General features: G+C 76.0%; 24 protein-coding genes. 15 read left to right on the forward strand and 9 right to left on the reverse strand.

The window, feature by feature from the left end:
• The first annotated feature begins 57 nt into the window (after positions 1–57).
• Positions 58–1062 carry a hypothetical protein gene (locus FB380_RS13135; RefSeq protein ID WP_166755415.1) on the forward strand — a complete coding sequence of 335 codons (1005 nt, stop codon included), beginning with the start codon at positions 58–60 and terminating at the stop codon, positions 1060–1062.
• 68 nt (positions 1063–1130) lie between these two features.
• On the opposite strand, the gene FB380_RS13140 is transcribed toward FB380_RS13135, so the two are convergent.
• Positions 1131–2090, reverse strand: coding sequence for a GGDEF domain-containing protein (locus FB380_RS13140; protein ID WP_166755416.1), 960 nt, complete (start codon positions 2088–2090; stop codon positions 1131–1133).
• A gap of 144 nt (positions 2091–2234) precedes the next feature.
• Here FB380_RS13140 and FB380_RS13145 point away from each other — a divergent pair, with 144 nt between their 5' ends.
• Both FB380_RS13145 and FB380_RS13150 read left to right on the forward strand, forming a co-directional pair.
• Positions 2235–2951 (forward strand): mycothiol-dependent nitroreductase Rv2466c family protein, encoded by a 717-nt coding sequence (locus tag FB380_RS13145; protein ID WP_166755417.1) that lies wholly within the window; start codon positions 2235–2237, stop codon positions 2949–2951.
• Between the two features lie 110 nt (positions 2952–3061).
• Positions 3062–4522 carry a benzaldehyde dehydrogenase gene (locus FB380_RS13150; RefSeq protein WP_166755418.1) on the forward strand — a complete coding sequence of 487 codons (1461 nt, stop codon included), beginning with the start codon at positions 3062–3064 and terminating at the stop codon, positions 4520–4522.
• A 70-nt stretch (positions 4523–4592) separates the two neighbouring features.
• Here the strand turns inward: FB380_RS13150 and FB380_RS13155 are convergent, their stop codons facing one another.
• On the reverse strand, positions 4593–5996 hold the full coding sequence (locus tag FB380_RS13155) for an NAD(P)/FAD-dependent oxidoreductase (RefSeq protein WP_229682253.1): 1404 nt from the start codon (positions 5994–5996) through the stop codon (positions 4593–4595).
• A 108-nt stretch (positions 5997–6104) separates the two neighbouring features.
• On the opposite strand from FB380_RS13155, the gene FB380_RS13160 reads away from it, so the two are divergent.
• The gene (locus FB380_RS13160) at positions 6105–6785 is read left to right on the forward strand and encodes an alpha/beta fold hydrolase (RefSeq protein WP_166755420.1); all 681 of its coding nucleotides are present in this window, start codon (positions 6105–6107) and stop codon (positions 6783–6785) included.
• Positions 6786–6794: 9 nt separating this feature from the next.
• On the opposite strand, the gene FB380_RS13165 is transcribed toward FB380_RS13160, so the two are convergent.
• The 3 genes from FB380_RS13165 to FB380_RS13175 form a co-directional block, all read right to left on the reverse strand.
• The gene (locus FB380_RS13165) at positions 6795–7262 is read right to left on the reverse strand and encodes a hypothetical protein (RefSeq protein ID WP_166755421.1); all 468 of its coding nucleotides are present in this window, start codon (positions 7260–7262) and stop codon (positions 6795–6797) included.
• 191 nt (positions 7263–7453) lie between these two features.
• Positions 7454–9163, reverse strand: coding sequence for a DEAD/DEAH box helicase (locus FB380_RS13170; RefSeq protein WP_208382836.1), 1710 nt, complete (start codon positions 9161–9163; stop codon positions 7454–7456).
• A 405-nt stretch (positions 9164–9568) separates the two neighbouring features.
• Positions 9569–11110, reverse strand: a complete 1542-nt coding sequence (locus FB380_RS13175) for an aldehyde dehydrogenase family protein (protein ID WP_166755422.1) — start codon at positions 11108–11110, stop codon at positions 9569–9571.
• Positions 11111–11163: 53 nt separating this feature from the next.
• Here FB380_RS13175 and FB380_RS13180 point away from each other — a divergent pair, with 53 nt between their 5' ends.
• The 3 genes from FB380_RS13180 to FB380_RS13190 all read left to right on the forward strand — a co-directional run bounded on the left by FB380_RS13180 (position 11164) and on the right by FB380_RS13190 (position 15233).
• A complete protein-coding gene (locus tag FB380_RS13180; protein ID WP_166755423.1) occupies positions 11164–11685 on the forward strand; it encodes a hypothetical protein in 522 nt (173 codons plus the stop codon).
• A gap of 188 nt (positions 11686–11873) precedes the next feature.
• On the forward strand, positions 11874–12176 hold the full coding sequence (locus FB380_RS13185; RefSeq protein WP_208382837.1) for a GlsB/YeaQ/YmgE family stress response membrane protein: 303 nt from the start codon (positions 11874–11876) through the stop codon (positions 12174–12176).
• A 108-nt stretch (positions 12177–12284) separates the two neighbouring features.
• Complete coding sequence (locus FB380_RS13190; RefSeq protein ID WP_166755424.1) at positions 12285–15233, forward strand: sacsin N-terminal ATP-binding-like domain-containing protein; 2949 nt, start codon at positions 12285–12287, stop codon at positions 15231–15233.
• 76 nt (positions 15234–15309) lie between these two features.
• Here the strand turns inward: FB380_RS13190 and FB380_RS13195 are convergent, their stop codons facing one another.
• The gene (locus FB380_RS13195; RefSeq protein WP_166755425.1) at positions 15310–15690 is read right to left on the reverse strand and encodes a hypothetical protein; all 381 of its coding nucleotides are present in this window, start codon (positions 15688–15690) and stop codon (positions 15310–15312) included.
• Between the two features lie 220 nt (positions 15691–15910).
• The gene (locus tag FB380_RS13200; RefSeq protein WP_166755426.1) at positions 15911–16234 is read right to left on the reverse strand and encodes a hypothetical protein; all 324 of its coding nucleotides are present in this window, start codon (positions 16232–16234) and stop codon (positions 15911–15913) included.
• A gap of 99 nt (positions 16235–16333) precedes the next feature.
• On the opposite strand from FB380_RS13200, the gene FB380_RS13205 reads away from it, so the two are divergent.
• From FB380_RS13205 to FB380_RS13215, 3 genes are all read left to right on the forward strand, one after another.
• Positions 16334–17455 (forward strand): 5-methyltetrahydropteroyltriglutamate--homocysteine S-methyltransferase, encoded by a 1122-nt coding sequence (locus FB380_RS13205; RefSeq protein WP_166755427.1) that lies wholly within the window; start codon positions 16334–16336, stop codon positions 17453–17455.
• Between the two features lie 191 nt (positions 17456–17646).
• Complete coding sequence (locus FB380_RS13210; protein WP_166755428.1) at positions 17647–17994, forward strand: STAS domain-containing protein; 348 nt, start codon at positions 17647–17649, stop codon at positions 17992–17994.
• 13 nt (positions 17995–18007) lie between these two features.
• Positions 18008–18412 (forward strand): GNAT family N-acetyltransferase, encoded by a 405-nt coding sequence (locus tag FB380_RS13215; RefSeq protein WP_166755429.1) that lies wholly within the window; start codon positions 18008–18010, stop codon positions 18410–18412.
• 51 nt (positions 18413–18463) lie between these two features.
• Here FB380_RS13215 and FB380_RS13220 read toward each other — a convergent pair whose 3' ends face one another.
• Together FB380_RS13220 and FB380_RS13225 are read right to left on the reverse strand one after the other, a co-directional pair.
• On the reverse strand, positions 18464–19327 hold the full coding sequence (locus tag FB380_RS13220; RefSeq protein WP_166755430.1) for a DUF1206 domain-containing protein: 864 nt from the start codon (positions 19325–19327) through the stop codon (positions 18464–18466).
• A gap of 27 nt (positions 19328–19354) precedes the next feature.
• On the reverse strand, positions 19355–20191 hold the full coding sequence (locus FB380_RS13225) for a DUF1206 domain-containing protein (RefSeq protein WP_166755431.1): 837 nt from the start codon (positions 20189–20191) through the stop codon (positions 19355–19357).
• Positions 20192–20361: 170 nt separating this feature from the next.
• On the opposite strand from FB380_RS13225, the gene FB380_RS13230 reads away from it, so the two are divergent.
• The 5 genes from FB380_RS13230 (at position 20362) to FB380_RS13250 (ending at position 26841) form a co-directional block, all read left to right on the forward strand.
• Positions 20362–20997, forward strand: coding sequence for a hypothetical protein (locus FB380_RS13230; protein WP_166755432.1), 636 nt, complete (start codon positions 20362–20364; stop codon positions 20995–20997).
• Between the two features lie 385 nt (positions 20998–21382).
• Entirely contained in the window at positions 21383–22642 is a 1260-nt protein-coding gene (locus tag FB380_RS13235; protein WP_243850162.1) for a cytochrome P450, read from the forward strand.
• Between the two features lie 52 nt (positions 22643–22694).
• A complete protein-coding gene (locus FB380_RS13240; protein WP_166755433.1) occupies positions 22695–23486 on the forward strand; it encodes an alpha/beta fold hydrolase in 792 nt (263 codons plus the stop codon).
• On the forward strand, positions 23483–25774 hold the full coding sequence (locus FB380_RS13245; RefSeq protein ID WP_166755434.1) for a SpoIIE family protein phosphatase: 2292 nt from the start codon (positions 23483–23485) through the stop codon (positions 25772–25774). Before FB380_RS13240 ends, FB380_RS13245 begins: the two co-directional genes overlap by 4 nt.
• 80 nt (positions 25775–25854) lie before the next feature.
• Positions 25855–26841, forward strand: a complete 987-nt coding sequence (locus FB380_RS13250; RefSeq protein WP_166755435.1) for an Acg family FMN-binding oxidoreductase — start codon at positions 25855–25857, stop codon at positions 26839–26841.
• Positions 26842–26851: the final 10 nt, after the last annotated feature.

Genomic DNA, 26851 nt, shown 5'->3' on the forward strand with positions numbered 1-26851 from the left:
GGCGGCATGATGCAACCGCGCTCGCCGTGCAGGTCGGGACGGCGGGCGGGGGACACGATGGGAGGGGTGCCGGTGGCCGGGCTGGACGACATCGCCGAGGAGCTCTACGCCGTCCCGCCCGAGGAGTTCGTCGCCGCCCGCACCGCCGCCCGCGACCGGGTCCGGGCCGCCGGGGACAAGGAGCTGGCCAAGGCGGTCGCCGCACTGCCCAAGCCGACGACCGCGGCCTGGGTGTGCAACCTGCTGGCCCGCCGCCGGCCCGGGGAGGTCGACCAGCTGCTCGAGCTCGGGGAGCTGCTGCGCCGGGCCCAGGCCGACCTCTCCGCCGAGCAGCTGCGCGCGCTGGGCCGCCAGCGCAACCAGGTGGTCGCGGCGCTGGCGCGGGAGGCGCGCGCGGTGGCGCACCGGGAGGGGCACGACGTCAGCAGCGCGGTCGCCGACCAGGTGGAGAGCACCCTGCGGGCCGCGATCGCCGACCCCGACGCCGGGGTGGCGCTGCGGGCCGGCCGACTCACCACGGCGCTGTCCTACAGCGGCCTGGGGCCGGTCGACCTCAGCGGCGCAGTGGCGACCCCCGTCCGCAGCGGGTCGGCGACCCCGGACCCCCGGACCGAGCGGACCCCGGCCCGGGCGACCGCCGCCGCGGCGACCGGGAAGGGCGCGGTGGGCGAGGCCGGAGCGGCCGAGCGGCGTCGGGAGGAGGCGCGCCGCCAGGAGGAGGAGCGCCGCCGGGAGGCCGAGGAACGCCGTCGCCGGGAGCTGGCGCAGGCCCGGCGGGACGCCGAGGAGGCCGCCGGGGTGGCCCGCGACGCCGACGCCGCCGTCGAGGCGGCCGAACGGCACCTGGTCGAGGCGGCCGGACGGCGCGAGGAGCACCAGGAGCGGGCCGCCCGGCTCGCCGAGGAGCTCCGCCGGGCCGAGCGGCAGGCCGGCGAGGCGGCCGGTGCGGTCACGGAGGCCGAACGCCGGCGGGACGCCGCCGTCCGTCGCGCGCACACCGCGGCCGCGATCCGGGACCGGGCCGCGGCGCGCGCGGCCGAGCTGGCCGAGGCCGGGGACTGAGCTCCGGCCCTGCGCCATGCAACAGCCGGGTCCGCGGAGGTCCCATCCTGCCCCGAGGGGGCTGTGGGTCAGCTGCCGCCGTCGCGACGGGTCGTCGTCCGCCGTCGCTTGCCGGCGTAGAGCTCGGCGTCCGCGCGCTGCAGCAGGGTGGCCAGCGAGTCGCCGGCCCGGGCGGTCGCCGTCCCCGCCGACCAGCCGATCGGGCCGCCGGCCAGGCGCTCCAGGACCTCCTGCGCCCCCGGGGCGTCGGTGGCGGGCAGGCACAGCACGAACTCGTCGCCGCCGTACCGGCCGAGCAGGTCGGCGGTGCGGAGCCGCGCCTGCCAGTGACCGGCCACCTCCTGCAGCAGTCGGTCGCCGGCGCTGTGCCCGTCGCGGTCGTTGACCGCCTTGAAGTCGTCGAGGTCGAGCACGACGACCGTCATCGGCTCCTCGCTGCGCAGCGCACGCGCCAGGGTGCGGCCGGCCTCGGCCTCCCAGGCCCGGCGGTTGGCCAGGCCGGTGAGGGGGTCGGTCGCCGCGTCCGTGCGCAGGTCCCGGTTCAGCCGCGCATGGGCCTCGGTGAGGAGGAGGGCGCTGACCGCGGTGATCACCCACGGGAGGGCGGCGGTGGACGGCAGGCTGACGGCAGCGCCGACGCTCGTCGTCCCCACCGCCAGCCCGGCGTGGACCCGGGCCGCCGGCAGGGAGCAGAAGTGCGCGGCGTAGAGCCCGATCGCGATGAGCACCGGGCCCAGCCCGACGACGCCGACGGCGGTGACCGACCGGGACGCCAGGACGGCCACCAGCAGCGAGACGACGACGAGGGCGGTGTGCCCGCCGGCCGCCGACAGCCGGCCGCCCCGGAGCAGCAGGACCACCGCGCCGCCGATGCCGACCACGGCCAGCCCACCGGCGAGGGCCACCGGCGTCTCCGGGTCCACCGGCCGCAGCGCCCCGGCGAGGCAGAACAGCCCGCCCGACCCGTACAGCAGCGCCAACAGCCCGACCCGCGCCGGGACCCGTCGGTCCGCTCTCACCTCGTCCACCCGCTGCTCTCCATGTCACCGCGTGCATCGGCGCGCCGCGCCGCAGCCTGCACCACCGGGCCGCCGGGCCGACCCCTCCGGGTGACACCCGGCCGGGTCGCCGTCCCGCAGGTGGGTGTGCCGGGGCCGGGCTACGGTCGGGGGATGGCCGATCTGCGCTTCTACTTCGATCCGGTGTGCCCCTTCGCCTGGATGACCAGCAAGTGGGTCCGGATGGTCGGCGCCCAGCGCGACCACCAGGTCGAGTGGCGGTTCATCTCGCTGCGCCTGCTCAACGCCCACGTCGACTACGCGGCCCAGTTCCCGCCCGAGTACGAGGCCGGGCACACCGCCGGGCTGCGGCTGCTCCGCGTGGCGGCCCGGGCCCGGGCCGAGCACGGCCCCGAGGTGGTGGGTGGCCTGTACGAGGCGCTGGGCCGGCAGGTCTTCGAGGTGCGCCCGGAGGCCGAGGAGAACCGCGCGCGCCGGGGCACCCCCGAGTTCCTCGCCCCGGTGCTCGACGAGGTCGGCCTGCCGGCCGAGCTGGCGGCCGCGCTGGACGACGACTCCTGGGACGCGACGGTCCAGGCCGAGACCGACGAGGCGCTCGCGCTGACCGGCAAGGACGTCGGCACCCCGATCCTGCACTTCCAGCCTCCGGAGGGCGTGGCCTTCTTCGGCCCGGTGATCAGCCGGCTCCCGTCGGAGGAGGAGGCCGTCCAGCTGTGGGACCACGTGGTCGGCCTGGCGAGCTTCCCCGGCTTCGCCGAGCTCAAGCGGAGCCTGCGGGAGCGGCCCCAGCTGCCCGCCTTCGGCGTGGCCGCCGGTGCGACCGGCGAGCAGGAGGACTGGCACGGGGGCAGCCGCCGGCAGCACCGCTGACCGCGCGCACGACGCGGTCCTCGGCTTCCGCCCCGCGGAAGCCGGGGTGACAGCCGGGCGCGCAGGTGACACAACCGGCATCGACGACTCACCGACGAGACGAGGAACACATGGCACTGCTCGAGGACGGCGCGTGGCGCGGCAAGATCTGGACCGGCTCCTGGACCGACGGCAGCGGGGGCACCTACACCGCGGTCGAGCCGGCCACCGGGGCCGAGCTGGGTGAGGTCGGCAAGGCGACCCCCGCCGACGTGGAGAAGGCCGGCGCCCGCGCGGTCCAGGCGCAGCGGGAGTGGGCCGCGCTGCCGTTCGAGCAGCGCGCCGCGGTGCTCCGCCGGGCCGGGGACCTGCTGACCGAGCACACCGCGGAGATCAAGGAGTGGCTGGCCCGCGAGTCCGGCGCCATCCAGCCCTTCGGCGACTTCCAGGTGCACACCAGCGCCCAGGAGTGCTACGAGGCCTCGGCGCTGCCCAGCCACCCCTACGGCGAGCTGCTGCGCAGCGGCTCGCCCCGGCTGTCCTTCGCCCGGCGGGTGCCGGCCGGCGTGGTCGGGGTCATCGCGCCGTTCAACGTGCCGACCATCCTGGCCATCCGGGCCATCGCCCCGGCCCTGGCGCTGGGCAACGCGGTGGTCCTCAAGCCCGACCCGCGCACCGCCGTCTGCGGCGGCGCGGTGTTCGCCCGGGTCTTCGAGGAGGCCGGGCTTCCGGCCGGGGTGTTCCAGGTGCTGCCCGGCGGCGCCGACGTCGGGCAGGCCCTGGTCACCGACCCCGCCGTCCGGGTCATCGCCTTCACCGGCTCCACCAAGGCCGGCCGCTCGGTCGGCGCGCTCGCCGGGCAGCACCTCAAGCGGGCGCACCTGGAGCTGGGCGGCAACTCCGCTCTCATCGTGATGGGCGACGTCGACGTGACCGCCGCGGCCTCGGTCGGCGCGTGGGGCACCTTCGCCCACCAGGGGCAGATCTGCATGGCGACCAGCCGGCACCTGGTGCACGAGTCGATCGCCGAGGAGTACACCGCCGTCCTCACCAGCAAGGTGGAGAACCTGCCGGTCGGGGACACCTGGCGCGACCAGGTGGCGCTCGGGCCGATCATCGACGCCGGCCAGCGCGACCGGGTGCACGGCCTGGTCACCGCCAGCGTCGACAGCGGCGCCACGGTGCGCACCGGCGGGACGTACGAGGGGCTGTTCTACCGGCCGACCGTGCTCGGCGACGTGCCCGTCGACTCCCCGGCCTACCAGGAGGAGATCTTCGGCCCGGTGGCGCCGGTGACGCCGTTCTCCTCCCTCGACGAGGTGGCGGCGATGGCGGCCGGCACCGAGTACGGGCTGAGCCTGGGCATCCTCACCCGTGACGTCTACGCCGGGCTGCAGCTGGCCGAGCGGATCCCGTCGGGCCTGGTGCACATCAACGACCAGACGGTCAACGACGAGGCGGTCGCCCCGTTCGGTGGGGTGGGCGCCTCGGGCACCGGCTCCCGGCACGGCGGCCCGCAGGCCAACATCGAGGCGTTCACCGAGACCCAGTGGGTCACGCTGCGCGGGGACCTGCCGGCCTACCCGTTCTGACCTGCCGCACGACGACGGCCCCGGTCCCGCAGCTGCGGGACCGGGGCCGTCGTCGTCGGGGCGGGGTGGTTCAGGCGGAGTCGCGCCCGGTCACGTCGACCGGCTCGCCGAGGTGGCGCTGGCCGCCGGTCTTGGAGACCTCGAAGTCGGCGCCGAGCTCCTCCAGCGCCAGCCGGCCGTAGACCTGCTGCTGGGTGGCGGTGCGCTGCGAGCGCCCGCGGCCCAGGAAGCTGACCGCCCAGTGGATGACCGTGGTGAACCGGTTCTTAAAGCCCACCTGGTACATGACGTGCACCACGAGCCACAGCACCCAGGCGAGGAAGCCGCCGAACTGGAACTTCCAGGTGTCGGCGACCGCGTGGAACCGCGAGATGGTCGCCATGCTGCCCTTGTCGAAGTAGGTGAACTCCGGGGCGGTGGGCCGGCCGGCGATCCGCGCCCTGACGGCGTCCGCGGCGAACTTGCCGCCCTGGATCGCGACCTGCGCGACGCCGGGGAGCCGCTTCAGCGAGATCATGTCGCCGACCACGTGCACCTCGGGGTGGCCCGGCAGGGTGAGGTCGTCCTGCACCGAGATCCGGCCGGCGCGGTCGACCGCGGCACCGGACTGGTCGCCGAGGATCTTGCCCAGCGGGCTGGCCTGCACGCCCGCCGCCCAGATCTTGGTGGCGGCGTGGATCCGGCGCTCGTGGCCGTCGCCGTCCTTGACGACGATGCCGTCGGCGTCGACGTCGGTGACCATCGCGCCCAGCTGGACCTCGACGCCGATCTCGTTGAGCTGCCGGTGCGCCTTCTGGCCGAGCTTGTCGACGAACGGCGGCAGCACCTTGGGCGCGGCGTCGAGCAGGATCACCCGAGCGCTCGTCGGGTCGATGCGGCGGAAGTCCTTGCGCAGGGTGCGGCGGGCCAGCTCGGCGATCTGCCCGGCCATCTCCACCCCGGTCGGGCCGGCGCCGACGACGACGAAGGTCAGCAGCCGGTCGATCTCGCCCGGGTCGGTGGCCAGCTCGGCCAGCTCGAAGGCGCCGAAGATGCGGCCGCGCAGCTCCAGGGCGTCGTCGATGCTCTTCATGCCCGGGGCGAACTCGGCGAACTGGTCGTTGCCGAAGTAGGACTGCCCGGCGCCGGCGGCGACGATCAGCTCGTCGTACGGGTGCACGGTGGTGCGGCCGAGGACGGTCGAGGTGACGGTGCGCGCGGTCAGGTCGATGTCGGTGACCTCACCGAGCACCACCCGGGCGTTGTCCTGGTCGCGCAGGATCTCCCGGGTCGCGGGGGCGATCTCGCCCTCGGAGAGGATGCCGGTGGCCACCTGGTAGAGCAACGGCTGGAAGAGGTGATGGCTGGTCTTGGCCACGAGCGTGACGTCGACCGGGGCCTTCTTCAGGCGCTGGGCGGCGAAGAGACCGCCGAACCCGGACCCGATGATGACGACCTGGGGTCGGCGTCCGGTGGACTGGGTCACGGTGGTCACACTGGCTCCTGATGTCGTCATGATGACTGATCCTCCCACTACTGCTCCGGAACGTGCGGGCGCCCTCCGCCGCGGGGCACCGTCGTCCCGGACACAGTCGGCATCAAGGTGAGCAGCCTGGAGGCGAACCCTGTTCCCGACGTGGTGTGCGTTCCCGGTCTCGGTCTGGACGAACGCTCCTGGGCGCGGGTCCGGCGGCGGGCCGGCGGGGTGGTGCTGCGGCTGCCGGGCATGGGCGCGCGAGGGCCGGTCGGCCCTCTGGCGGAGCTGACCGACCAGCTGCTGGCCGCGCTCGGCCCGGGCCGCTGCGTGCTGGTCGCGCACTCGCAGAGCTGCCAGGTGGTGGCGGCCGCCGCGGCGCGGGACGCCCGGGTGGCCGGCCTGCTGCTGCTCGGCCCGACCACCGACCCGCGGATGCGCCGGCTGCCGGTGCTGGCCGGCCGGTGGCTGCGCACGGCGGTGCGGGAGCAGTGGTGGCAGGTGCCGGTGATCGTCGCGCAGTGGCTGCGGACCGGGCCGAGGGACATGACCGCCCTCTGGCGCCGGACCGCGCCCGACCCCATCGACCAGCGGCTGCGCAGGGTGGACGTGCCGGTCCTGGTCGTCCGCGGGACCCGGGACGCGCTGTGCCCCGCGGGCTGGGCGGGGCACCTGGCCAGGTCGGCTCCCCGCGGCCGGCTGGTCGAGCTGCCCGGTGCTGCGCACATGACGCCGCAGACCCGCCCGGACGACGTCGCCGGGCTGCTGGCCGGCCTGCTCGCCGAGGTGGTCGAGGAGCAGGCCGGCTGACCGGTCCGCCTACCTGCGGCGGGACCGGCCGGCCCGGCGCGTGGCGACCCGGGTCTCCCGACCGGTGAGGGCCTGGGTGAGCAGGCCGAGGCCGATGCCGAGCATCCAGACGTCCTTGGCGATCGGCAGCCCGTCCTGGGTGGGGGCCACGCTCCGGCCGGGCTTGGTCATCCCCGGGGTGCGGAGGTAGAGGCCCAGCAGCCCGGCGGAGAAGCCGGTGAGCGCGGCGCCGGCGACCGCGGTCGGCACCAGCGGGGTCAGCAGGAGGGCGCCGATGGTGATCTCGGCCGTGGACAGCCCCTTGGCGAAGGTGGTCGCCGGGACCTTCTTCAGGACCGGGTAGGTGCCGGCGGCGAAGCCGTGCAGACCGGCCGCGGTGGCCTCGTCGGCGCCGCGCTTCCCGAGGCCGGAGTTGAGGATGAACGCGCCGGTGGCGATGCGCGGGGCGATCTCGCTGGGGGTGATGGGCAGGCGCATGGCGACCTCTATCGGGACGGGGATGCTGAAGTGCTCAACATCATCGTCGCGCTCGCCGGGCGGTCGCGCGACCGGGGTCGGGCACGAGCCGGGGGCGGCCGCGGCCGCAGCCAGGGCCGGGCACGAGAACGGGCTGAGGGCGGCCTCGGCTGTGCCGAGACCGCCCTCAGCCCGGGGTGATCAGCGGGAGGTCAGCGTCCGGTGCGCCCACGGCCGCGGCCGGCCCCGCTGGGGGCCTGGCCGGCCCGGGCGGCGAGCTCGGCCCGGGTCCGCGCCGGACCGGCCGAGCGGGTCTGACCACCACGGCCGCCGCCGGAGGAGGAGGCGGGCGCCGCGCCGCCACCGCCACCGGAGCGCCGGCGGCGACCGCCGTTGCTGCCTCCACCGGTGCCCTGCGGCTGCGGGGCCGGCGCGGGGGCGGGCTCGACGTGGGGGGCGGCCGGACCGGTCAGCGCGGTGATCTCCCGGGCGCCGGGCTTGATCGCCGACACCTCGGGGGTGATCCCGGCCTGCCGGGCCAGGGTGCGGACCTCGCCGGCCTGGTCGGGCGTGGCGATGGTGACCACGATGCCGCCGGCGCCGGCCCGGGCGGTGCGGCCCGAGCGGTGCAGGTAGGCCTTGTGCTCCGACGGCGGGTCGACGTGCACGACCAGCGCGACGTCGTCGACGTGGATGCCGCGGGCGGCGATGTCGGTGGCGCACAGCACCCGGGTGTCGCCGTTGCTGAACGCCTCGAGGTTGCGCTCGCGGGCGTTCTGGCTGAGGTTGCCGTGCAGGTCGACGGCGGGCACCCCGGCGGCGGTCAGCTGCTTGGCCAGCTTCTTGGCCTGGTGCTTGGTGCGGGTGAACAGCACGCTGCGGCCCAGGCCGGAGGCCAGCTCCTGCACGATCTGGCCCTTGTCGGCGGCGTCGACCCGGAACACGTGGTGGGTCATCGTCGAGACCGGGGCGACGGCCGGGTCGACCGAGTGCGTGGTCGGCCGGTCCAGGTAGCGCTTGACCAGCACGTCGACGCCGTTGTCCAGGGTGGCGGAGAAGAGCAGCCGCTGGCCGACCTTGGGGGTGCGGTCCAGCAGGCGCTTGACGCCGGGCAGGAAGCCCAGGTCGGCCATGTGGTCGGCCTCGTCGAGGATGGTGATCTCGACGGCGCCGAGGTCGGCGTGACCCTGGCCGATGAGGTCCTCCAGCCGGCCCGGGCAGGCGATGAGCACGTCGACGCCGCCGGCCAGGGCCTGCACCTGCGGGTTCTGCCCGACGCCACCGAAGACGACGGTCGACCGCATGCCCAGCGCGCGGGCCAGCGGGTCGACGACGGCGTTGACCTGGTTGGCCAGCTCGCGGGTCGGCACCAGGATCAGCGAGCGCGGGCGCTTCGGCTGGCGCTTGCTGCTGGAGGCGGCCAGCCGGGCGACCAGCGGGATGCTGAAGGCCAGCGTCTTGCCCGAGCCGGTGCGGCCGCGGCCGAGCACGTCCCGGCCGGCCAGGGTGTCCGGCAGCGTGGCGACCTGGATCGGGAACGGCGCGGTGATGCCGCTGGCGGTGAGCACCTCGACGAGGGGGGCGGGCACGCCCAGCTCGGCGAAGGTGGTGTCGGTGGGCAGCACGGTGGCCACGTCGCCGGCCGGCACGACCGGGGCGGCGGGCACGGACTCGGCGGCGCGGGGTGCGGCGTCCTGCGGGGCGCGGGCAGCGGCCGGCTGGCCCTCGGGGCGGGGGCCGGCACCGCGGCCCCGGCCGCCCCGACGGCGGCGGCTGCCCTCCGCGCTGCCCCCGGCCGGCGGGCCGGCGGGGGTGTGGGCGGCCGGCGCGGCAGGCGCGGAGGGGGTGGCGGACGGGCGGGTGGCGCGACGGCGCGGGCGGTCAGCGCTGTCGTTCTGGGCAGGGGGGAACGCGTTGGTCATCTGGGGGTCCTCAACACTCCGGTGGCCACCGTTCGTCCACCGGGCGCAGGGCACCATCGCTGGGCCGCTGTACGTCTTCCGGGGCGGACGTCGGGTCGCCGGCGCGCCTCGGTGGCGCAGCCTCGCGCCGACGTCGAGTCCACCTGCTCTCGGATGAGCGGGGGGCGGCGCCGGTGCCCTCACTCTGCCAGACCCGGCCGGTGACCGGGCGCAGCCGGGGGAGGGACTGGTCACATCGGGGTGACCGCTCGGCGTCACCGCGACGAGGCCGCCGTCCGCACCGACGACCCGGCCCCTGGGCCCTCGTCCGGTGCGGCGAGTGACAGCTCAGCGGGGCGTTCCCGCGGCGGTGGGCCCGCTGAGCTGTCACTCGCCCAGGGCGGCCGGCGGCCGGCGGCCGGTGCGTCAGCGGTGGCGGCCGTGCACCAGTCGCACCACCCCGGCGAGGGCACGGGCGGCGCCGGCCGGCCGGTCGAAGCTCATCAGGTCCACCGGCAGCCCGACCCGTTGCCGGGTGATCGCCTTGGCCCGGGTGAACTCACGCAGCCCGTCCTCGCCGTGGATCCGGCCGAAGCCGCTCTCCCCGACCCCGCCGAAGGGGAGCGCCGGCACCGAGGCGAAGGTGAGCACCGAGTTGATCGAGGTCATCCCGCTGCGCATGCGACGGGCGAGGTCCATCGCCCGGTCCGCCGACCCGCTGAACACCGAGCCACCCAGCCCCATCGTGGAGTCGTTGGCCCGGCGCAGGCCCTCCTCGGCGTCGGCCACCTCGGTGATGGTGAGCGTGGGGCCGAAGGTCTCCTCCCGGACGGCGGCGGAGCTCTCCGGCACGTCGAGCAGCACGGTGGGGGCGATGAGCCCGCCGTCGACGGTGCCGCCGGTCACCGCCCGTCCGCCGGTGGCCAGCGCGTCGTCCACGTGCCGGCGGACGATGTCGGTCTGGCTCGCCATGGTCATCGGGCCGTAGCTGGCGCCGTCGTCCGAGCCGGGCCGCAGCGCCGCCGTCCGGCGGGTGACCTCGGCGACGAACCGGTCGTGGACCGCGCTGGTGGCGTAGACCCGCTCGATGCCGATGCAGGTCTGCCCGGCGTTGCTCATCGCGCCCCACACCGCGGCGTCGGCGGCGGCGCTCACGTCGGCGTCGTCGTCGACGATCATCGCGTCCTTGCCACCGCACTCCATGAGCACGGGGGTGAGCGTCTCGGCGCAGGTGGCCATCACCTTCCGGCCGGTGGCGGACGAGCCGGTGAAGGCGAGCTTGCCGACGCCGGCCCGGCAGAGCTCGGCACCGGTCTCGCCGAAGCCGGTCACCACCTGGAGGACGTCGGCGACGTCGGGGACCGCGGCGCGCCAGGCCGCGACCAGCCACGCGCCGACCGCCGGGGTGAACTCGCTGGGCTTGAAGACGACGGCGTTGCCGGCGGCCAGCGCGTAGGCGATCGAGCCCATCGGGGTGAAGACGGGGTAGTTCCACGGTCCGATCACGCCGACGACGCCCAGCGGCTGGTACTCCAGGTACGCCGCGTGGTTGGCCGCCAGCGCCCCGGACCGGACCCGGCGCCGGCCGAGGGTCCGCTCCGCGTGGGCGCCTGCCCAGGCCAGGTGGTCGACGGCGAGGGTGATCTCCAGGACCGCGTCGGCGTGCGGCTTGCCGTTCTCCCGGTGCACGAGGTCGGCGAGCTCGGGCATCCGCCGGGCGAGGTGGCCGCGGTAGGCGGCCAGCCGGAGCCGCCGTTCGGCGAAGCCGAGCGCCGCCCAGGTCGCCGCGGCGGCGTGCGCCCGGCCGACGGTCTCCCGGACGGCCGCGGCGTCGTGGACGGGGAACACCTGGACGACGGCGCCGGTGGCCGGGTCCGTCGACTCGAACGTCCCGGTCGCATCGGGCCGGTCCACCTCTCCGGTGGGAGCGCCCGGGACGGTGGCCGACTGCTGCTGGCGGAGCGACATGTGACCCACGTTACTGATCGGTAGCCCGACCGTTCCACTGGCATGCTGCCGCTGTGCTCCGTCTGCCGGCCCGGGCCCCGCTGGTCGCGCTCTGCCTGGCCCTCGGGCTGTCCGGGTGCAGTGCGTCGGCGGAGGAGCTGGCGACCGAGGACCTGCAGGCCCGGCTCGACGGTGTGCACGGCGGCTTCCTCGAGCGCCGCGCCCAGGACCCGGCCCCCACCGGGGAGGCGGCGCAGGAGTCGCTCGACCAGTACGACTACTCGGTGGAGACCTCCTTCCACGAGGACTCGATCACCTTCGTCCGGACCATCGACGCGAGCGCGTTCACCGGGGGAGGGCTGTCCTACGACCAGGTGGACCTGGGGGCCTGCCTGCTGGTGACGGTGGCGTACGGCTCGGGCGGCGACCTGGGCAGCGTGACCACCGAACCGGTGACCTGCCCGGCCGGCACCGACCTCCCGGGGGGCCGCACCGTCGAGCTGGAGAGCCGGTCGGCCGACGTCGAGGAGTGGGAGCCCGGCCCCAGCCGAGCCGTCTGCATGTCCGGTGAGCTGTGCACCGAGGGCGGCGGGTGAGTCGAGTGCGCCGGCCGGGAGGGGCGCCACGCTCGTGACGGAGCGTCACACCGACGTCTGCGCAGCTCGATGACGGACGGGTCCGGCCCGGTTTCCGGTCACCCGATGTGATGAACGTTGATCAACTCGGCGTTTGGGCGTCCCGGCGGCGGGGGACATGATCATCGCTTCTGGAGACGCCAGGACGCATGACGGTCCGCCGTCGGAACGAGGAGGCACTCGTGCTCTGGAACATCATCGTGTTGATCGTGGTCGGTCTGATCGCCGGGTTCATCGCCCGCGCCGTCGTCCCCGGCAAGCAGGACCTCGGCATCGGGCTCACGATCGTGCTCGGCATCGTCGGGTCGCTGGTCGGGAACCTGCTCGGCAGCCTGTTCACCGGCAACGGGTTCGAGCTGGGCACCGCCGGCATCATCGGGTCGATCATCGGCGCGATCATCGTGCTCGGGGTCTACGTCATGGCCACGGGGCGCAAGCACATCTCCCGCTGACGGGAGTCCGCACTCCCTGATCGACGTCGAGGGCCCGGCCGCACCGGCCGGGCCCTCGTCGTCTGTCCGGACGTCTCCCCGGCGCCTTCCCTCGGGCATGCTGCCCGGGTGGCCGACCCCGCTGGACTCCGCCGCCGGGTGCTGGCTGCCTGGACCGACTCGCCGGCCCGGTTCCGGGAGGACGCCAACGCCGAGGAGGACCTGGTCCGTGGCGGCTACCGCGACCGGCTCCTCGTCGAGCTCGCCCAGAACGCCGCCGACGCGGCGAGCCGGGCCGGGACACCGGGGCACCTCCGCCTCGACCTGACCGGCGGCGTCCTCCGCGCCGCCAACACCGGCGCGCCGCTGGACGACGACGGCGTGCAGGCGCTGGCCACCCTGCGGGCGTCGGCCAAGCGGGACACGGGGAACAGCGTCGGCCGCTTCGGCGTCGGCTTCGCGGCCGTGCTCGCGGTGACCGACGAACCGGCCGTCCTGTCCACCGAGCAGTCCGTCCGGTTCAGCGCCGCCGAGACCCGCGCGGCTGCCGCCGCCGTCCCCGCGCTCGGGCCCGAGCTGGCCCGCCGGCGCGGCGCCGTCCCGGTGCTGCGGCTGCCGTTCGAGGCCGACGGCCGGCCTCCGGACGGCTTCGCCACCCAGGTCGTGCTGCCGCTGCGCCCGGACGCCGTCGCGGCGGTGCGCGCGTCGCTGCAGTCCCTGGAGCCGGAGCTGCTGCTGGCCCTGCCGGCCCTCTGCCGGGTCGACGTGGTGCTCGACGGCCGGGTCCGCACCCTCACCCGCTCCGACGACGGCCCGCAGGCCCGGCTGGCCGACGACGGCACCACGACGACCTGGCAGCTGGTGCGGCGCACCGGGGAGCTGCCGGCGGAGCTGTTCGCCGACCGGCCCGTCGAGGAGCGCGAGCGCCGCCGGTACGCCGTCACCTGGGCCGTCCCGGTCGACGGCGACGGGGCGCCGGTCCCGCTGACCGGCCGGCAGGTGCTGCACGCGCCGACCCCCAGCGACGAACCGCTGTCGCTGCCGGCCCGGCTGATCGCCCCCTTCCCCCTGGGCCCCGACCGGCGGCACGTGGCCCCCGGTCCGGTCACCGACGCGCTCGTCGAGGTGGCGGCCGACGGCTACGCCGACCTGCTCGCCGCGCTGCCCGCCGACCCGGTGCTGCTGCGGCTGGTGCCGGCCGTCGGCCTGGCGGCCGCCGAGCTGGACGCCGCGGTGTGCCGGGCCGTGCTGGACCGCCTCACCGCGCGTGCGTGGCTGCCGGCCGCGGACCCGGAGGAGCCGCCGCTGCGCCCGCGGCAGGCCGTGGCCCTCGACGACCCGACCGACGACCGGGTCACCGCCCTCGCCGGCGTGCTCCCCGGCCTGCTGCCGGCCGGCTGGTCCCGGCGCGCCGACGCCCGGGTGCTGGCCGCGCTCGGCGTGCGCCGCGCCGGGTGGGCCGACGTCGTCGAGGCCGTGCGTGGCGTGCGGCGGCCGGGGGAGTGGTGGGCCCGGTTGTACGGCGCGCTGGACGGCGCCGACCGCGACGAGCTGGCCGCCCTGCCGGTCCCGCTGGCCGACGGGCGGACGGCGCAGACCCCGGTCGGCGTGCTGCTCGCCGACGGGTCGCTGCCCGCCGCACGGCTGGCGCCGCTCGGACTGCGGATCGCCGACCCCGCCGTGGCCGCCGGTCCGGCCCGGCGGGTGCTGGAGCGGCTGGGTGCCCGGCCGGCGACCGCGACCGCGGTGCTCGCCGACCCCGACGTGCGCGCGGCGGTGGAGAGCTCGCTGGACCGGGCCGACGACGACGAGGACGTCGAGCCGCTTGCCGTCGCGGTCCTCGCCCTCGTCGCCGCGGCGGCACCCGCCCCGGGGGAGCTCCCGTGGCTGGCCGAGCTGGCCCTCCCGGACGACGACGGCGGCTGGGCGCCGGCCGGCGAGCTGGTGCGCCCGGGGTCGCCGCTGGCCGACGTGCTCGCACCCGGGGCGCTCGGCGCGCTGGACCCGGAGTTCGCCCGCGACCAGGACGTCGACGCCCTGCGCGCGGTCGGCGTGCTGGACACCTTCGCGCTGCTGACCGCCGAGGACCCCGACGACCTGGACGTCGACCGGGTCGAGGAGTGGGTGGACGCCGTCCTGGACCGGCTGCCGGCCGATGCGCCGCCGCCGGAGTGGCCCGCGCTCACCGCGGTGCGGGACCTGGAACTGGTGCGCGACTGGGACCGGGCGCTCCCGCTGCTCGCCGCCCTGCCGCCGGCTGCCCGGGCCGACCTCGACCTCGGCGGCACCGTCGTCACCGGCTACCTGCGCTGGTGGTTGCGCACCTCGCCGGTCCTGGCCGGGATGCGACCGGACCGGCTCCGCACCCCCGGCGCCGTCGAGTTACAGGGACTGTACGAACCGGTCGGCGACCTCCCCGCTGCCGTGCGCGACCTGCTCGGGGTGCCGGCCACGGTGGCCGACGTGCTGGCCGACGTCGACGGCGCGATCGACCTCCTCGACCGGCTCGGCGACGCCTCCCGCACGGTCGCCCCGGCGGTGTTGCGCACGGTCTACGCCCAGCTCGCCGAGGCGCTGGACGGGGTGGACGTCGACCCGCCGGCGCGGGTCCGGACGGCGCCGGACCGGGTCAGCGCCGAGGCGGTCGTGCTCGACGCACCGTGGTTACAGCCACTGGTGTCACTGGCCGTGGTACCCGCCGGCGGGCGGCCGGTCGCGGTAGCCGACCTGCTGGACGTGCCGCTGGCCAGCGAGCAGGTCGCCGCCCGGGTGACCAGCCGCCCCGCCCGCACCGTGCGCTGGGCAGAGGTGCCCGGGGCCGGGCTGGCCGCCGCCCGGCTGGGGCTGGCCGAGCTGACCGGGTCGGTCGCGGTTCACCCGGCGCTGACCGTCACGGGTGGGGTCGAGGTGGCCTGGTGGCCCGGCGGGGACGTCGACGCCGTGGACGGGACCCCGGCCGCCCTCGGCCGGGCCCTGGCCTGGCGGGCCGGGGCCTGGCCGATGCGGCAGGCGCTGGCCGAGGCGTTCGCGCATCCCGACCGCGCGACCGAGCTCGCCGCCGAGGACGCCGTCGGCTGACCCGCCCCGTCCTCCGCACTGCGGACCCGCGGTGCGGAGGACGGGCTGGTCGCCCCCTGGACCAGGGCCGCCGCGCTCAGTAGTAGCGCGGGATGGCCTGCGCGCCGGGGGCGTGGCCGTGCCGGCTGTCCGGCCGCGGGCCGTGCCCGGTCGCCCGCCCACCGGCGTGCGGTGCCCGCTGGTGGGTCAGCCACGCCTCGTGCAGGGAGAGCCAGTGCGCAGCCGTGAGGTCCGTGGCTCGTGAGGTCGGCGACAGCCCCTCGGCGTGCAGCCAGCGGACCCCGGCGGTGCCGGGCAGCAGGCCGCGCAGCACCGCACCGAGCGCGGCCTGCCGGCCGGCGCCGGGAGCGGCGAGGACCGCGTGCGCCAGCCGGTCGAAGCCGTCGTGCGCGTCGTCGGGCAGCCGGCCGCGGGCCGTGTCGGCCAGGCCGTCGAGGGCAGGGGTGGGTCGTGACATGAGGACTCCAGGAGGTGCGGCGGGCAGCCCGCGACATCGGCGCGGGCACGCCGGAACGGGGGAGGAGCGGTCCTGGCCGGTCGTCGGACCGGCGGACGGCGGGGCTGCCCGGCAGCGCCCGCGGATCAGCTCAGGAGGTGTGCAGCCGCAGCCGCAGGAAGGTGTCGCCCATGTCGAGGACGGTAGGGACGGCGGCCGCGGCCGTCGAACCCTTTTCGGCTCAGGAGCGCGTGCGGTCGTCTGCGGTCCGGTCCTGGGCGGCGCGCGCCTTGGCCGCCTGCCGCTCCTGGTGGGCGGCGTAGCGGGCGGCGTCCTTCTCCCGGCGGGGGGCGTTCTTCTCCCACTTGACCTTGCGCCGCCGGGCGCGGGCCAGCTCGCGGGTCTCGAAGTCCGGGTGCTCGGACCAGGTGCTGGACAGCTGCACGACGACGACCGCCGCGGCGCCGAAGATCAGCACGACGGCGCCCAGGATGACGTCGGTGCCGAAGGCCAGCACGGTGAGGGCGAGCCAGGCGACCCCGGCGACGACGGTCCGCTTCGACATGCCCCCCAGTATCCGCCTGCCCGCCGGCCGTGCGGTCCGGCCCGGTCGAGGGGTGCGCGCGGAGAGGCCGGGACGGGGTGGGGCGAGCATGCTGAGGGCATGTCCGACCGATCCGGCCCACCGTTCCGTGCCGACCACGTCGGCAGCCTCCTGCGCCCCCGGTCCCTGCTCGATGCGCGGGCGCGCCACGCCGCCGGTGAGATCGACGCCGCCGAGCTGCGCGGGATCGAGGACGACGCGATCGCCGACGTGGTCCGGATGCAGGCCGACGTGGGCCTGTCGACCGCGACCGACGGTGAGTTCCGCCGCGCCTCCTGGCACATGGACTTCATCTACGCGATCAACGGGATCCGCAAGGTCGAGCAGAACATCGAGGTCCACTTCCGGAACGCCGACGGCACGATCGACTTCACCCCGGCGGGCCTGCGGGTCGAGGGGCCGCTGTCGATCGACGAGCCGATCTTCGGCCCGGACCTGGCCTTCCTGCAGTCGCAGGTGCAGCCCGGCCAGACGGCGAAGCTGACCATCCCCTCGCCGTCGATGGTCCACTACCGGGGCGGTGCCGCGGCGATCGACCCGGCCGTGTACCCCGACGAGGACGCGTTCTGGGACGCCCTGTCGGCCGCCTACCGCCAGCAGGTGCAGGCGGTCGCCGCCCAGGGGTGCAGCTACCTGCAGCTCGACGACACCAGCCTCGCCTACCTCAACGACCCGGCGCAGCGCGCCGAGCTCGCCGGGCAGGGACGCGACGCGGAGCACCAGCACGAGCGGTACATCCGGCAGATCAACGCAGCCCTCGCCGGCCGGCCGGAGGGGCTCACGGTCACCACGCACATGTGCCGGGGCAACTTCCGGTCCTCCTGGGTCGCCGAGGGTGGCTACGACTTCGTCGCCGAGGCGCTGTTCGGCGGGCTCGAGGTCGACGGCTTCTTCCTGGAGTACGACGACGCGCGCTCGGGTGGCTTCGAGCCGCTGCGGTTCGTGCCGCCGGGCAAGCGCGTCGTCCTGGGGCTGGTCACCAGCAAGCGGCCGGAGCTGGAGCGCAAGGACGACCTCAAGCGCCGGATCGACGAGGCGGCGCGGCACGTGCCGCTGGAGCAGCTGGCGCTCTCCCCGCAGTGCGGCTTCTCCTCGACGGTCGAGGGGAACGCGCTGACCCGCGACGAGCAGGTCGCCAAGCTCGCGCTGGTCGTGGAGACCGCCGCGGAGGTCTGGGGCTGACACGCCCACGCCTGAGACCGCTCTCCTCGGCGTGGCGCCGCTCGGCGCGCCGCAGCCCCTTGTGCCCAACCGGCCTGTTCCCTAGCGTCACAGTTGCGGTTCAACCACCAGCCGCGACCGAGTGCACGCTGCTCGGCGCACGAGGCTGGTGGCCGATGCCACTGGCCACGCGAGCTACGCCGGAGGTCCGCATGACCGCACTCAACGTCGACATCGACCCGACCCGCATCGACGTCCGCGCCGCCACCTCGTCGGCCGGCTGCACCGTCTCCGTCAGCGGTGAGGTCGACTCCGCCACCGCGCCGGGGCTGCGCGGTTGCCTGCTGGAGGTCGTGCAGCGCCCGGGCACCACGACCGTGGAGGTCGACCTGCGCGGGGTCACCTTCCTCGACTCCGCCGGGCTCTCCGCCCTCGCGACCGCCCACCGGGCAGCACTGGCCGCCGGCCGGGAGCTGCGGGTGCGGTGCGGCACCACACGCGCCGTCGTCCGGCCGCTGCAGATCACCGGTCTGTGGGACGTCTTCACCGTCGTCGACTGACGTCGGCCGCAGGTTGACCCCGGCGACCGAGTACACCTGGCGCGGCCCCTTCGCCGACGCCGACGTGAACGCGCTGCACGCCGAGGGGTTCGGGCACCCGCTGCTCGACGACGCCTGGGGCGCGCAGGTGGCGCGGCACAGCCTGGGTTGGGTGACCGCCGTCCAGGACGGCGAGCTGGTCGGCTTCGTGAACGTCGCCTGGGACGGCGGGGTGCACGCCTTCCTGTTGGACACGCTGGTCCGGGCCGACCGGCGCCGGACGGGGATCGGCCGGGCGTTGGTCGAGGCGGCGGTGGCCGGGGCGCGGCAGAGCGACTGCGAGTGGCTGCACGTCGACTTCGACGAGCACCTGCGCGGCTTCTACCTGGACGAGTGCGGCTTCACCTCGACCGGCGCCGGCCTCGTCGCCCTCCGCTGAAGCGCCTGCGCCGACCACCGGGACGCCCGGGTCGGTGGTCGGCGGCCCCGGTCAGGTGGTCGGGTCGCGGTCGGGGTAGCGGGCCCGGGCCAGGGCGTACACCCCGAACGCCACGAACCCGACGGCGACCGCGGTGAGCAGCCACCGCCCGGTCGGCACCCCGCCGATCGCGTTCATCGCGCCGTCCAGCCCCGTCGCCGTGGAGACGTCGCGGGTGGCCGCCGCGTACACCAGCAGGCCCCCGGAGACGGCGAAGGCGATCCCCTTCGCCACGTAGCCGAACGAGCCGAGCCGCTCGATCAGCGGTTCCCAGCGGTCGGGGGCGGCGTCGAGGTCGACGTCCCGCATGAACCCGCCGGTCACCCCGCGCACCAGCACGTACAGGCCGACGGCGGCCACCCCGAGCCCGACGGCGACGACCAGCGCCGACCCGCCGGGGATCTCCAGCGCGCCGTCGGCCATCGCCTGGAACCGCTCGTCGGCCTGGTAGCCCGCGCCGACGGCGAAGAACAGGGCGGTCACCCCCAGCACCGCGTAGACGACGGCCTTGGCCGCGCACTTGGTGCAGACGAGGGCGGTGCGCAGCCGGTGCGCCGGGCGCAGCAGCCCGGTCCACCAGCGCAGCACCTCACCGGCCTGCCAGGCGGAGAGCGCGAATAGGCCCAGCCCGATGATCCACAGCAGCACCCGGCCGCCGGGGGAGTCCGCGACCGCCTGCAGCGCCCCGGTCTGGTCGGCGTCCTCGGTGCCCGGCTGCACGAACCAGGCGATCCGGGAGGCCAGCCAGCCGATGAGCACGTGCAGCACGCCGTAGGCGACCAGCCCGATCCGGGCGAGGTGTTCCAGGAAGGGGTGGTCGGTGACCTCCCGGGCCCGGGCGACCGCGTCGTGCACCCGCTGCGGGACGACGTCCACCACTGTCGCGTTGCCCGCCCGCGCCGGTCAGGTGCGCTCGGGGAAGCGGGCGCGGAAGAGGCAGAAGACCCCGAACGCGGCGATGCCCAGGGCGACCAGCGTCAGGAGTGCCTGGCCGAACGGCGCCGACAGGACGGTGTGCATCGCGTCGTCGAGCCCGCCGGCCTTGTCCGCGTCGAAGGTGATCGCCGCCCAGCCCAGGAGGCCGCCGACGACCGCCAGGGCGACCCCCTTCGCCGGGTAGCCGACCTGGCCCAGCCGCTCGATCAGCCGGCGCTGCGTCGCCGAGGCGTCCGCGGTGTCGATCTCCTTGAGGAACCGCTTGGTGACGCCCTTGTGCACCAGGTAGGCGCCCACCCCGAGCAGCGCGAGTGCCGCGGCGCCGACCAGGTAGCGGCCACCGGGCCAGCCGAGGACACCGGCGACCGTCTGCTCCTCCTGCCCGGAGCCGGACTGCCCACCACCGGTGGCGAACCGGATCGCGGTGTAGGCCAGGACGAGGTAGATGACGGTCTTGGCGATCGCCTTGGCGATCGTGGCGAGCGCGTCCTTGCGCGCGTCGCCCGAGCCGTGCAGCCCGGCGCGGTGGCGCAGCACCTCGGCCAGCTGCCAGAGGGCGAGCGCGATCAGGCCCGCGGCCAGCACCCACAGCAGCGGCTTCCCGAACGGCTGCTCGGCCAGGGTGGCCATCGCCCCCGACTGGTCGGCGGAGTCACCGCTGCCGCCCCAGGCCAGTTGGAGGGACAGCCAGGCCAGCAGCAGGTGGACGATGCCGTAGGCGACCAGCCCCACCCGCGCCAGGTGCTCCAGCGTGTCGCTGCTGCCCGCCTGGTCGGCTCTGGCGGCCGTTCCCGAGGTGCCCATGACCGTTCCTCCTGATGCCGTGTGCTCGACGATCACCGGCGTCGAAGCGGCGATCAGCGTGGCACAGCACGGGGTGCACCGCCGGGGGAGCGGCCCTGCCGGTCCGCGGAGCGGCTGCGTCGTCCAGGTGCGTGCGGGACGGATCCCGGACGGTGAGGGACACTGGCCCGGTGACGAACGCCGTGACCGCCGGCCGGCAGGCCGGGAGCTCCCCGATCACCCCGCCCACCCCGCAGCAGGCGCAGGCCACCTGGCCGCGGATGGTGGTGCTGGGCGTCGTCCTGCTCGCCCTGGCGGTCCTGGCCCTGACCTGGTCCGGGGTGGGCCCGCGGGTGCTGCTGGGCGCGATCGGCCTGTTCGGCGTCGTGCAGGGCGTGCGGCTGCTCCGCGGGGCCCGCACCGGCGCCGTCGACCGCACGGCCGCACTGGTCGGCGCGGGCGGCGTCTGGCTCGGCGCCCTCGCCATGGGCGTGGCGCTGCTGTCGGCGGCGGCCACCGGCTGGCTGTTCGTCGTCGCTGCCGTGGTCGCGCTGCCTGCCCTGGCCGTCGCCGCCACCGACCGGCGTCCGCTGGCGCTCGGTGGCGCCGTGCTGGTCGCGGCCGCTGCGGTGGCGGTGGCCCTGCTCGGCGGGGTCGACGCCCTGCTGGCCACCGCGCGCGTCCTGGCCGCCGGGACGGTCGGGGTGCTGGGCCTGGCCAACCTGGCCGGCGCCGTCGGCATGGCCCGGATCGCCCGCCGGCCCCTTCCGGCCCCCGCGGCCGGCTGCGGTGGCTGCGCGTGCGGTGCCGGCGGCTGCGGCAGCTGAGCAGCCCGCTGTCCCTCCCGGGGCGGCCGGTGCGGTGTGCCTCGCAGTCGTTCCGCGCCGGACACCTCACCGTCACCGACGCGACCTAGCGTCGGCCCGGTGGTGGGCTGGAGACCCCTGACCCACCCGCAGGGGGAGGCCGGACACACCGGCCTGGCGAGAGGAACGGGACATGCGCACGATCGAACGCACGCTGTGGACGTGCGAGAACTGCCGCCGCAAGAACACCGGCGCCCGCAAGCGCTGCGCCGACTGCGGCACCACCCGGCACTGACCAGCAGCACCCGCGGCCGCGCGCAACGGGGCGCCGGCCCGCAGGGTCCCGCACCCCGGGCGTGACCTGGCCGCCGGTTTCCGCCGTTCCGAGGTGGGCACGTCAGGGGCCATGATCCGCATGCCCCGGCTGGACCAGTCGATCCCGATGTTGGCCAGGGGGTACGCCTGGCTCCCCGACCTGCGCCGCGCGGCCGGCCGGGACGCCGTGCGCACCCGGCTGATGGTGCGCCCCGCGCTGGGCGTCATGGGCACCGGTGGCGCCCGCTTCCTCTACGACGAGCGCAACGTGCGCCGCAGCGGCGCACTGCCCGAGCCGGTGGTCAGCACGCTGTTCGGTCACGGGGCCGTGCACACCCTCGACGGCGAGGCGCACCGGGTGCGCAAGGCGATGTTCGTGCACCTGCTGATGGGCGAGGGCATCGGCGACCTGGTCGACCGGGTCACCACCGCCTGGGACGAGGCCGCGCAGCGCTGGGCGCAGCAGCCGCAGGTCGTGCTGATGGACGCCGCCGCCGAGGTCCTCACCCGGGGGGTCTGCGACTGGGCGGCCGTGCCGGTGGGCGACGAGGAGCTCCCGGCGCTGGCCCGCGACCTCACCACCATGGTCGACGGCTTCGCCACCGGTGCGCCCCGGCACTGGCGGGCCCGCCGGGTGCGGCAGCGGCGTGAGGCCTGGCTGGCCGGGATCGTCGAGGGGGTGCGCAGCGGCCGGCGAGAGGTGCCGACGGGCTCGGTGCTCGACGTCGTCGCCGGTCACCGGGACTCCGACGGGGAGCTGCTGGAGCCGCGGGTGGCCGCGGTCGAGGTGCTCAACGTCATCCGCCCGACCGCCGCGGTCAGTTGGTTCGTCGGCTTCACCGCCCACGCCCTCCACCACTGGCCGGGCATGCGGGAGCGGCTGCGCACCGGGGAGCCGGCGTTCGCCACGGCCATGGCCCACGAGGTGCGCCGGTACTACCCCTTCGCCCCGTTCATCGGCGGCCGGTCGCCGCGGGAGGTCGAGTGGGAGGGCGAGCGGGTGCCGGCGGGGGCCATGGTGCTGCTGGACCTGTTCGGGCAGAACCACGACCCCGAGCTGTTCCCCGAGCCCTACGCCTTCCGGCCCGAGCGCTTCCTGGACGGCGAGGGAGCCGGTGCCGCCGTCCGGCGGATCGGCCCGTGGGAGCTGGTGCCGCAGGGGGCCGGCGACCCGCGCACGGGGCACCGCTGCCCGGGTGAGGACATCACCGTCGCGCTGCTGTCGGCGCTCGCCGTCCGGCTGGCCCGGCTGGGGTACACGCTGCCGCCGCAGGACCTGGAGATCTCGCTGCGCCGCATCCCGGCGCGCCCGGCCAGCGGGGTGGTGCTGACCGCGGTCCGGCCCGGGTGAGCGGTGCGCGGACGCTGGTGACGGCACTGCCGGGTCGCGTACTTTCGTCGCCATGAGCGTCCGCACGCGGCACGACGTCCGTGTGAGCGGCCGACCCGGTGGGCGGCCGATGGTGTTCGCGCACGGCTACGGCTGTGACCAGAACATGTGGCGGTTCCTCACGCCGGACTTCGAGGTCGACCACCAGGTCGTCACCTTCGACCACGTCGGCTTCGGCCACTCCGACCTCTCGGCCTACGACCCGGCGAAGTACAACAGCCTGCGGGGGTACGCCGGCGACGTCGTGGAGGTCATGCGCGACCTGGAGTTGACCGACGCGGTGTTCGTCGGGCACTCGGTCAGCGCCATGATCGGGGTGCTGGCCCACGCGCAGGCCCCGGAGCTGTTCGGCGCGATGGTGATGGTCGGGCCCAGCGCCCGGTACGTCGACGACGGTGACTACGTCGGCGGGTTCTCCCGCGCCCAGATCCGGGACCTGCTGGACGCCCTGGACGCCAACCACCTCGGCTGGTCGGCCGCGATGGCTCCGGTGATCATGGGCAACTCCGACCGGCCCGAGCTGGCCGCCGAGCTGACCAACAGCTTCTGCCGCACCGACCCCGACGTGGCCCGGCAGTTCGCCCGGGTGTCCTTCCTCTCCGACAACCGGGCCGACCTGCCCGGCGTCGACGTGCCCACCCTGGTGCTGCAGTGCTCGGAGGACGTGATCGCCCCGGAGACGGCCGGTCGGTACGTGCACGAGCACGTCCCCGGCTCGACCTTCACGAAGCTGTCGGCGACCGGCCACTGCCCGCACCTGAGCGCACCGGAGGAGACCACGGCCGCCATCCGGGCCTGGTCGTGACCGCGTCCCACACGGCAGGGTCCGACCGGCGTCGTGGCGGTGAGGACCGGGCCCGGCTGGACCAGCTCCTCGAGGACGACCCGGCCGACCTGTACGAGCACGCGCCCTGCGGCTACCTGTCCACGCTCCCGGACGGCACGATCGTCAAGGTCAACGAGACCCTCTGCAGCTGGCTGGGCCGCCCGGCCGAGCGGGTGCTGCGCACCCGGCTGCGCGACCTGCTCAGCGTCGGCGGGCAGGTCTTCCACGACACCCACCTGGCCCCGCTGCTGCGCATGCAGGGGGCGGTCCGCGAGGTCGCCCTGGACGTCGTCCGGGACGACGGCACGGTGCTGCCCTGCCTGGTGAACGCGGTCGAGCTGCGCGACCCCGAGGGCGGCCCGCTGCTGGTCCGCGCGACGCTGTTCGAGGCGACGGCCCGGCGGCAGTACGAGCGGGAGATCCTCTCCGCCCACCGCGCCGCCGAGCTCTCCGAGGCCCGGTCGCGGACGCTGCAGGAGGTCGTCGTGCAGCTGGCCGGCGCGGTGTCGACGGCCGACGTGGCCTCGGTCGTCGTCCAGCAGGCGCGCACGGCGCTGCGCAGCCGCGGTGCCGCGCTGCTGCTGGTCACCGGCGGCCCGGTCGGACCGCGCGGGGGCGCTGCGGGCACCGCGTCGCAGCCGGAGCTGGTCGTGGCCTGCAGTGACGGGCTGCCGGCGGCCCTGCTGGACCAGCTGGTCACGGCGGCCGACGGGCGGATCGCCCTGGAGCTGGCCGAGGGGCTGCGGGTGGTCGTCCCCGACGAGCGGCTGCACGAGCGGCGGCCCGAGCTGGCCACCGCGCTGGGCGAGGCGGGCCTGCACGCGCTCGTCGTCGTCCCGGTGTCCGCCGACACCCGGCGGCTGGGCGTGCTGCTGCTGGGGCTGGGGAACTCGGCCGCCGACGACCTGATCGACCTCGACGAGCCGCGGGACGGCGAGCTGTCCGACGGGGACCGCGACCTGCTGTGGACCCTGGGCCGCCAGGCCGGGCAGGCGCTGGAACGGGCCCGGCTGCAGGAGGAGACCACCCGGCAGGCCGAGCGCTCGGCCTTCCTGCTGCACGCCGCCCGGCAGATGGCCGCCGCGACCGGGGTCCGGGAGACCATCGACCGGCTGGCGGAGCTGGCCGTGCCCCGGCTGGCCGACGTCTGCCTGCTCGACCTGGTCACCGTGCACGGCGCCCGGCGGGTGGTCGCCCGGCACGGCGACCCGGCCCGCCAGCACCTGGTCGACACCCTGCTGGAGTGGGCCCCGCCGGCGCGCGAGCTGCCCCACCCCGCTCGCCGGGCACTGGCCGAGGGGTGCACCCAGTGGTTCCCCGCACCCGACGACGCCTGGCTGGCCTCCGTGGTCCGCGAGCCCCGGGAGCTGGCGGCGGTGCAGGCGCTGGAGCTGGCCAGCATCGTGAGCGTCCCGCTGATCGCGGAGGGGCGGACGCTGGGTGCCTTCACGCTGAGCGCCGACCGGCGGCGCGGCCCGTTCACCGTCGCGGACGTGGAACTGGTCGAGCAGCTGGCGAACCAGGTCTCGCTGGTGCTCACCAAGGCACAGCGGTACGAGCTGGAGTCCAGCACCTCGCACACGCTGCAGGCGACCCTGCTGCCGCCGCACCCGCCACCGGTGCCGGGGATGACCGTGGCCGTGCGCTACCTGGCCGCCACCTCGGGCGTGGAGATCGGCGGGGACTTCTACGACGTCGCGACGCTGCCCGGCGAGCACGTGGCGATCGCGGTCGGCGACGTGGTGGGCCACGACATCACCGCGGCGGCGACGATGGGCCAGCTGCGCAGCGTCTACCGGGCCCTGCTGGTGGAGGGGCCCGCACCGTCCGCCGTCATCGACCGGCTGCAGGCCAGCTGGCCGCTGCTCGGGCTGCAGCGGATGGCCACCGCGCTCTTCGCCACCCTGGACCTCCCCACCGGGCTGCTGCACGTCGCCTCGGCCGGCCACCCGCCGCCGCTGCTGATCGTCGACGGCCGCGCCGAGTACCTCCCGGTGGTGCCCAGCCGGATGCTCGGGGCGCCACCGGCGCCGGCCGTCGAGTGGAGCGGCCTGGTGCCGCCGGGCGCGACGCTGCTGCTGTTCACCGACGGGCTCGTGGAGAGCCGGACCAGCGACATCGACACCGGGCTGGCCCGGCTGCGGGCGGCGGCCGAGCGCGGGGCCGGCGCGGGCGCCGACGAGCTCTGCGACCGGCTGCTGGCCGAGCTCGCCGGCACCTACCGCGCCGACGACATCGCACTGCTGGCGCTCACCCGCGACGCCTGACCCGGGACCTTCGGCTCCTGCCCCGCCCCCGCTCCGGCGGGGAGGCTGGGCGGAGGACCCGAGGGCGACAGGAGATCGACGTGCTGGACCAGGCGCAGTGGACCCAGGTGGTGGAGCAGGCGGTGCGGGCACCGTCGATCCACAACACCCAGCCGTGGACGTTCACCGCGTCCGGCGACCGGCTGGAGGTACGCCGCGACACCGCCCGGGTCCTGCCCGCGATCGACCCCACTGGCCGCCAGCAGGTGCTCAGCTGCGGGGTGGCCGTGCAGTTCGCGGTGGTGGCGCTGCGGGCGTCCGGCTGCACCGCGGAGGTCGAGGTGCTGCCCGACCCGGCCGACCCGGAGCACCTGGCGACCGTGCGGGTGCTGGGGCGGGCCGAGCCCAGCGCCGCCGACGTCCGAGCGGCCGCGGCGATCGGCGCGCGGCACACCGACCGGGCGCCGTTCCTGGCCGAGCCGTTGCCGGCCGGCCTGCTCGACCAGTTGCAGGTCGAGGCCGGGCGGGACGGCGTCTGGCTCAAGCCGATCGGCCGGGTGGAGGAGGAGACGGCGGTCGCCGTCCTGCTCGACCAGGGCGAGCAGCTGGAGCAGCGGGACCCGGCGTACCTGGCGGAGCTGCAGGCCTGGCTCCGGACCGACCCGGACGCACCCGACGGGGTGCCGGTCGCGTCGCTCCCGACGGGGGACCGGGCCACCAACTACGTCGTGCGCGACTTCGCGGGCGGCGGGGCCGCGCCCGACGTGCTCCCGACGCCGGCCGACGACGACCCGCCGCCGCCGGTCGAGCACCCGTCCGTGGTCCTGCTGGGCACCGCCGCCGACGACCGGCCGGCCTGGGTGCGGGCCGGCATGGCGCTGGGCCGGCTGCTGCTGACGGTCACCGACGCCGGCCTGGCCGCCTCCCCGCTGACCCAGGCGCTGGACCAGGGGTGGGCGCGCAACCGGCTGACCGCCCGGCTGGGCCTGGTCGGTCACCCGCAGATGATGCTGCGGCTGGGCCGGCCGTCCGGCACGCCGGTGACCAGTGGCCGGCGGCCGGTGGGCGAGGTCCTCCGGGTCGGCTGACCCCGAGGAC

The sequence above is a fragment of the Modestobacter marinus genome (assembly GCF_011758655.1).
Taxonomy (GTDB): Bacteria; Actinomycetota; Actinomycetes; order Mycobacteriales; family Geodermatophilaceae; genus Modestobacter; species Modestobacter marinus.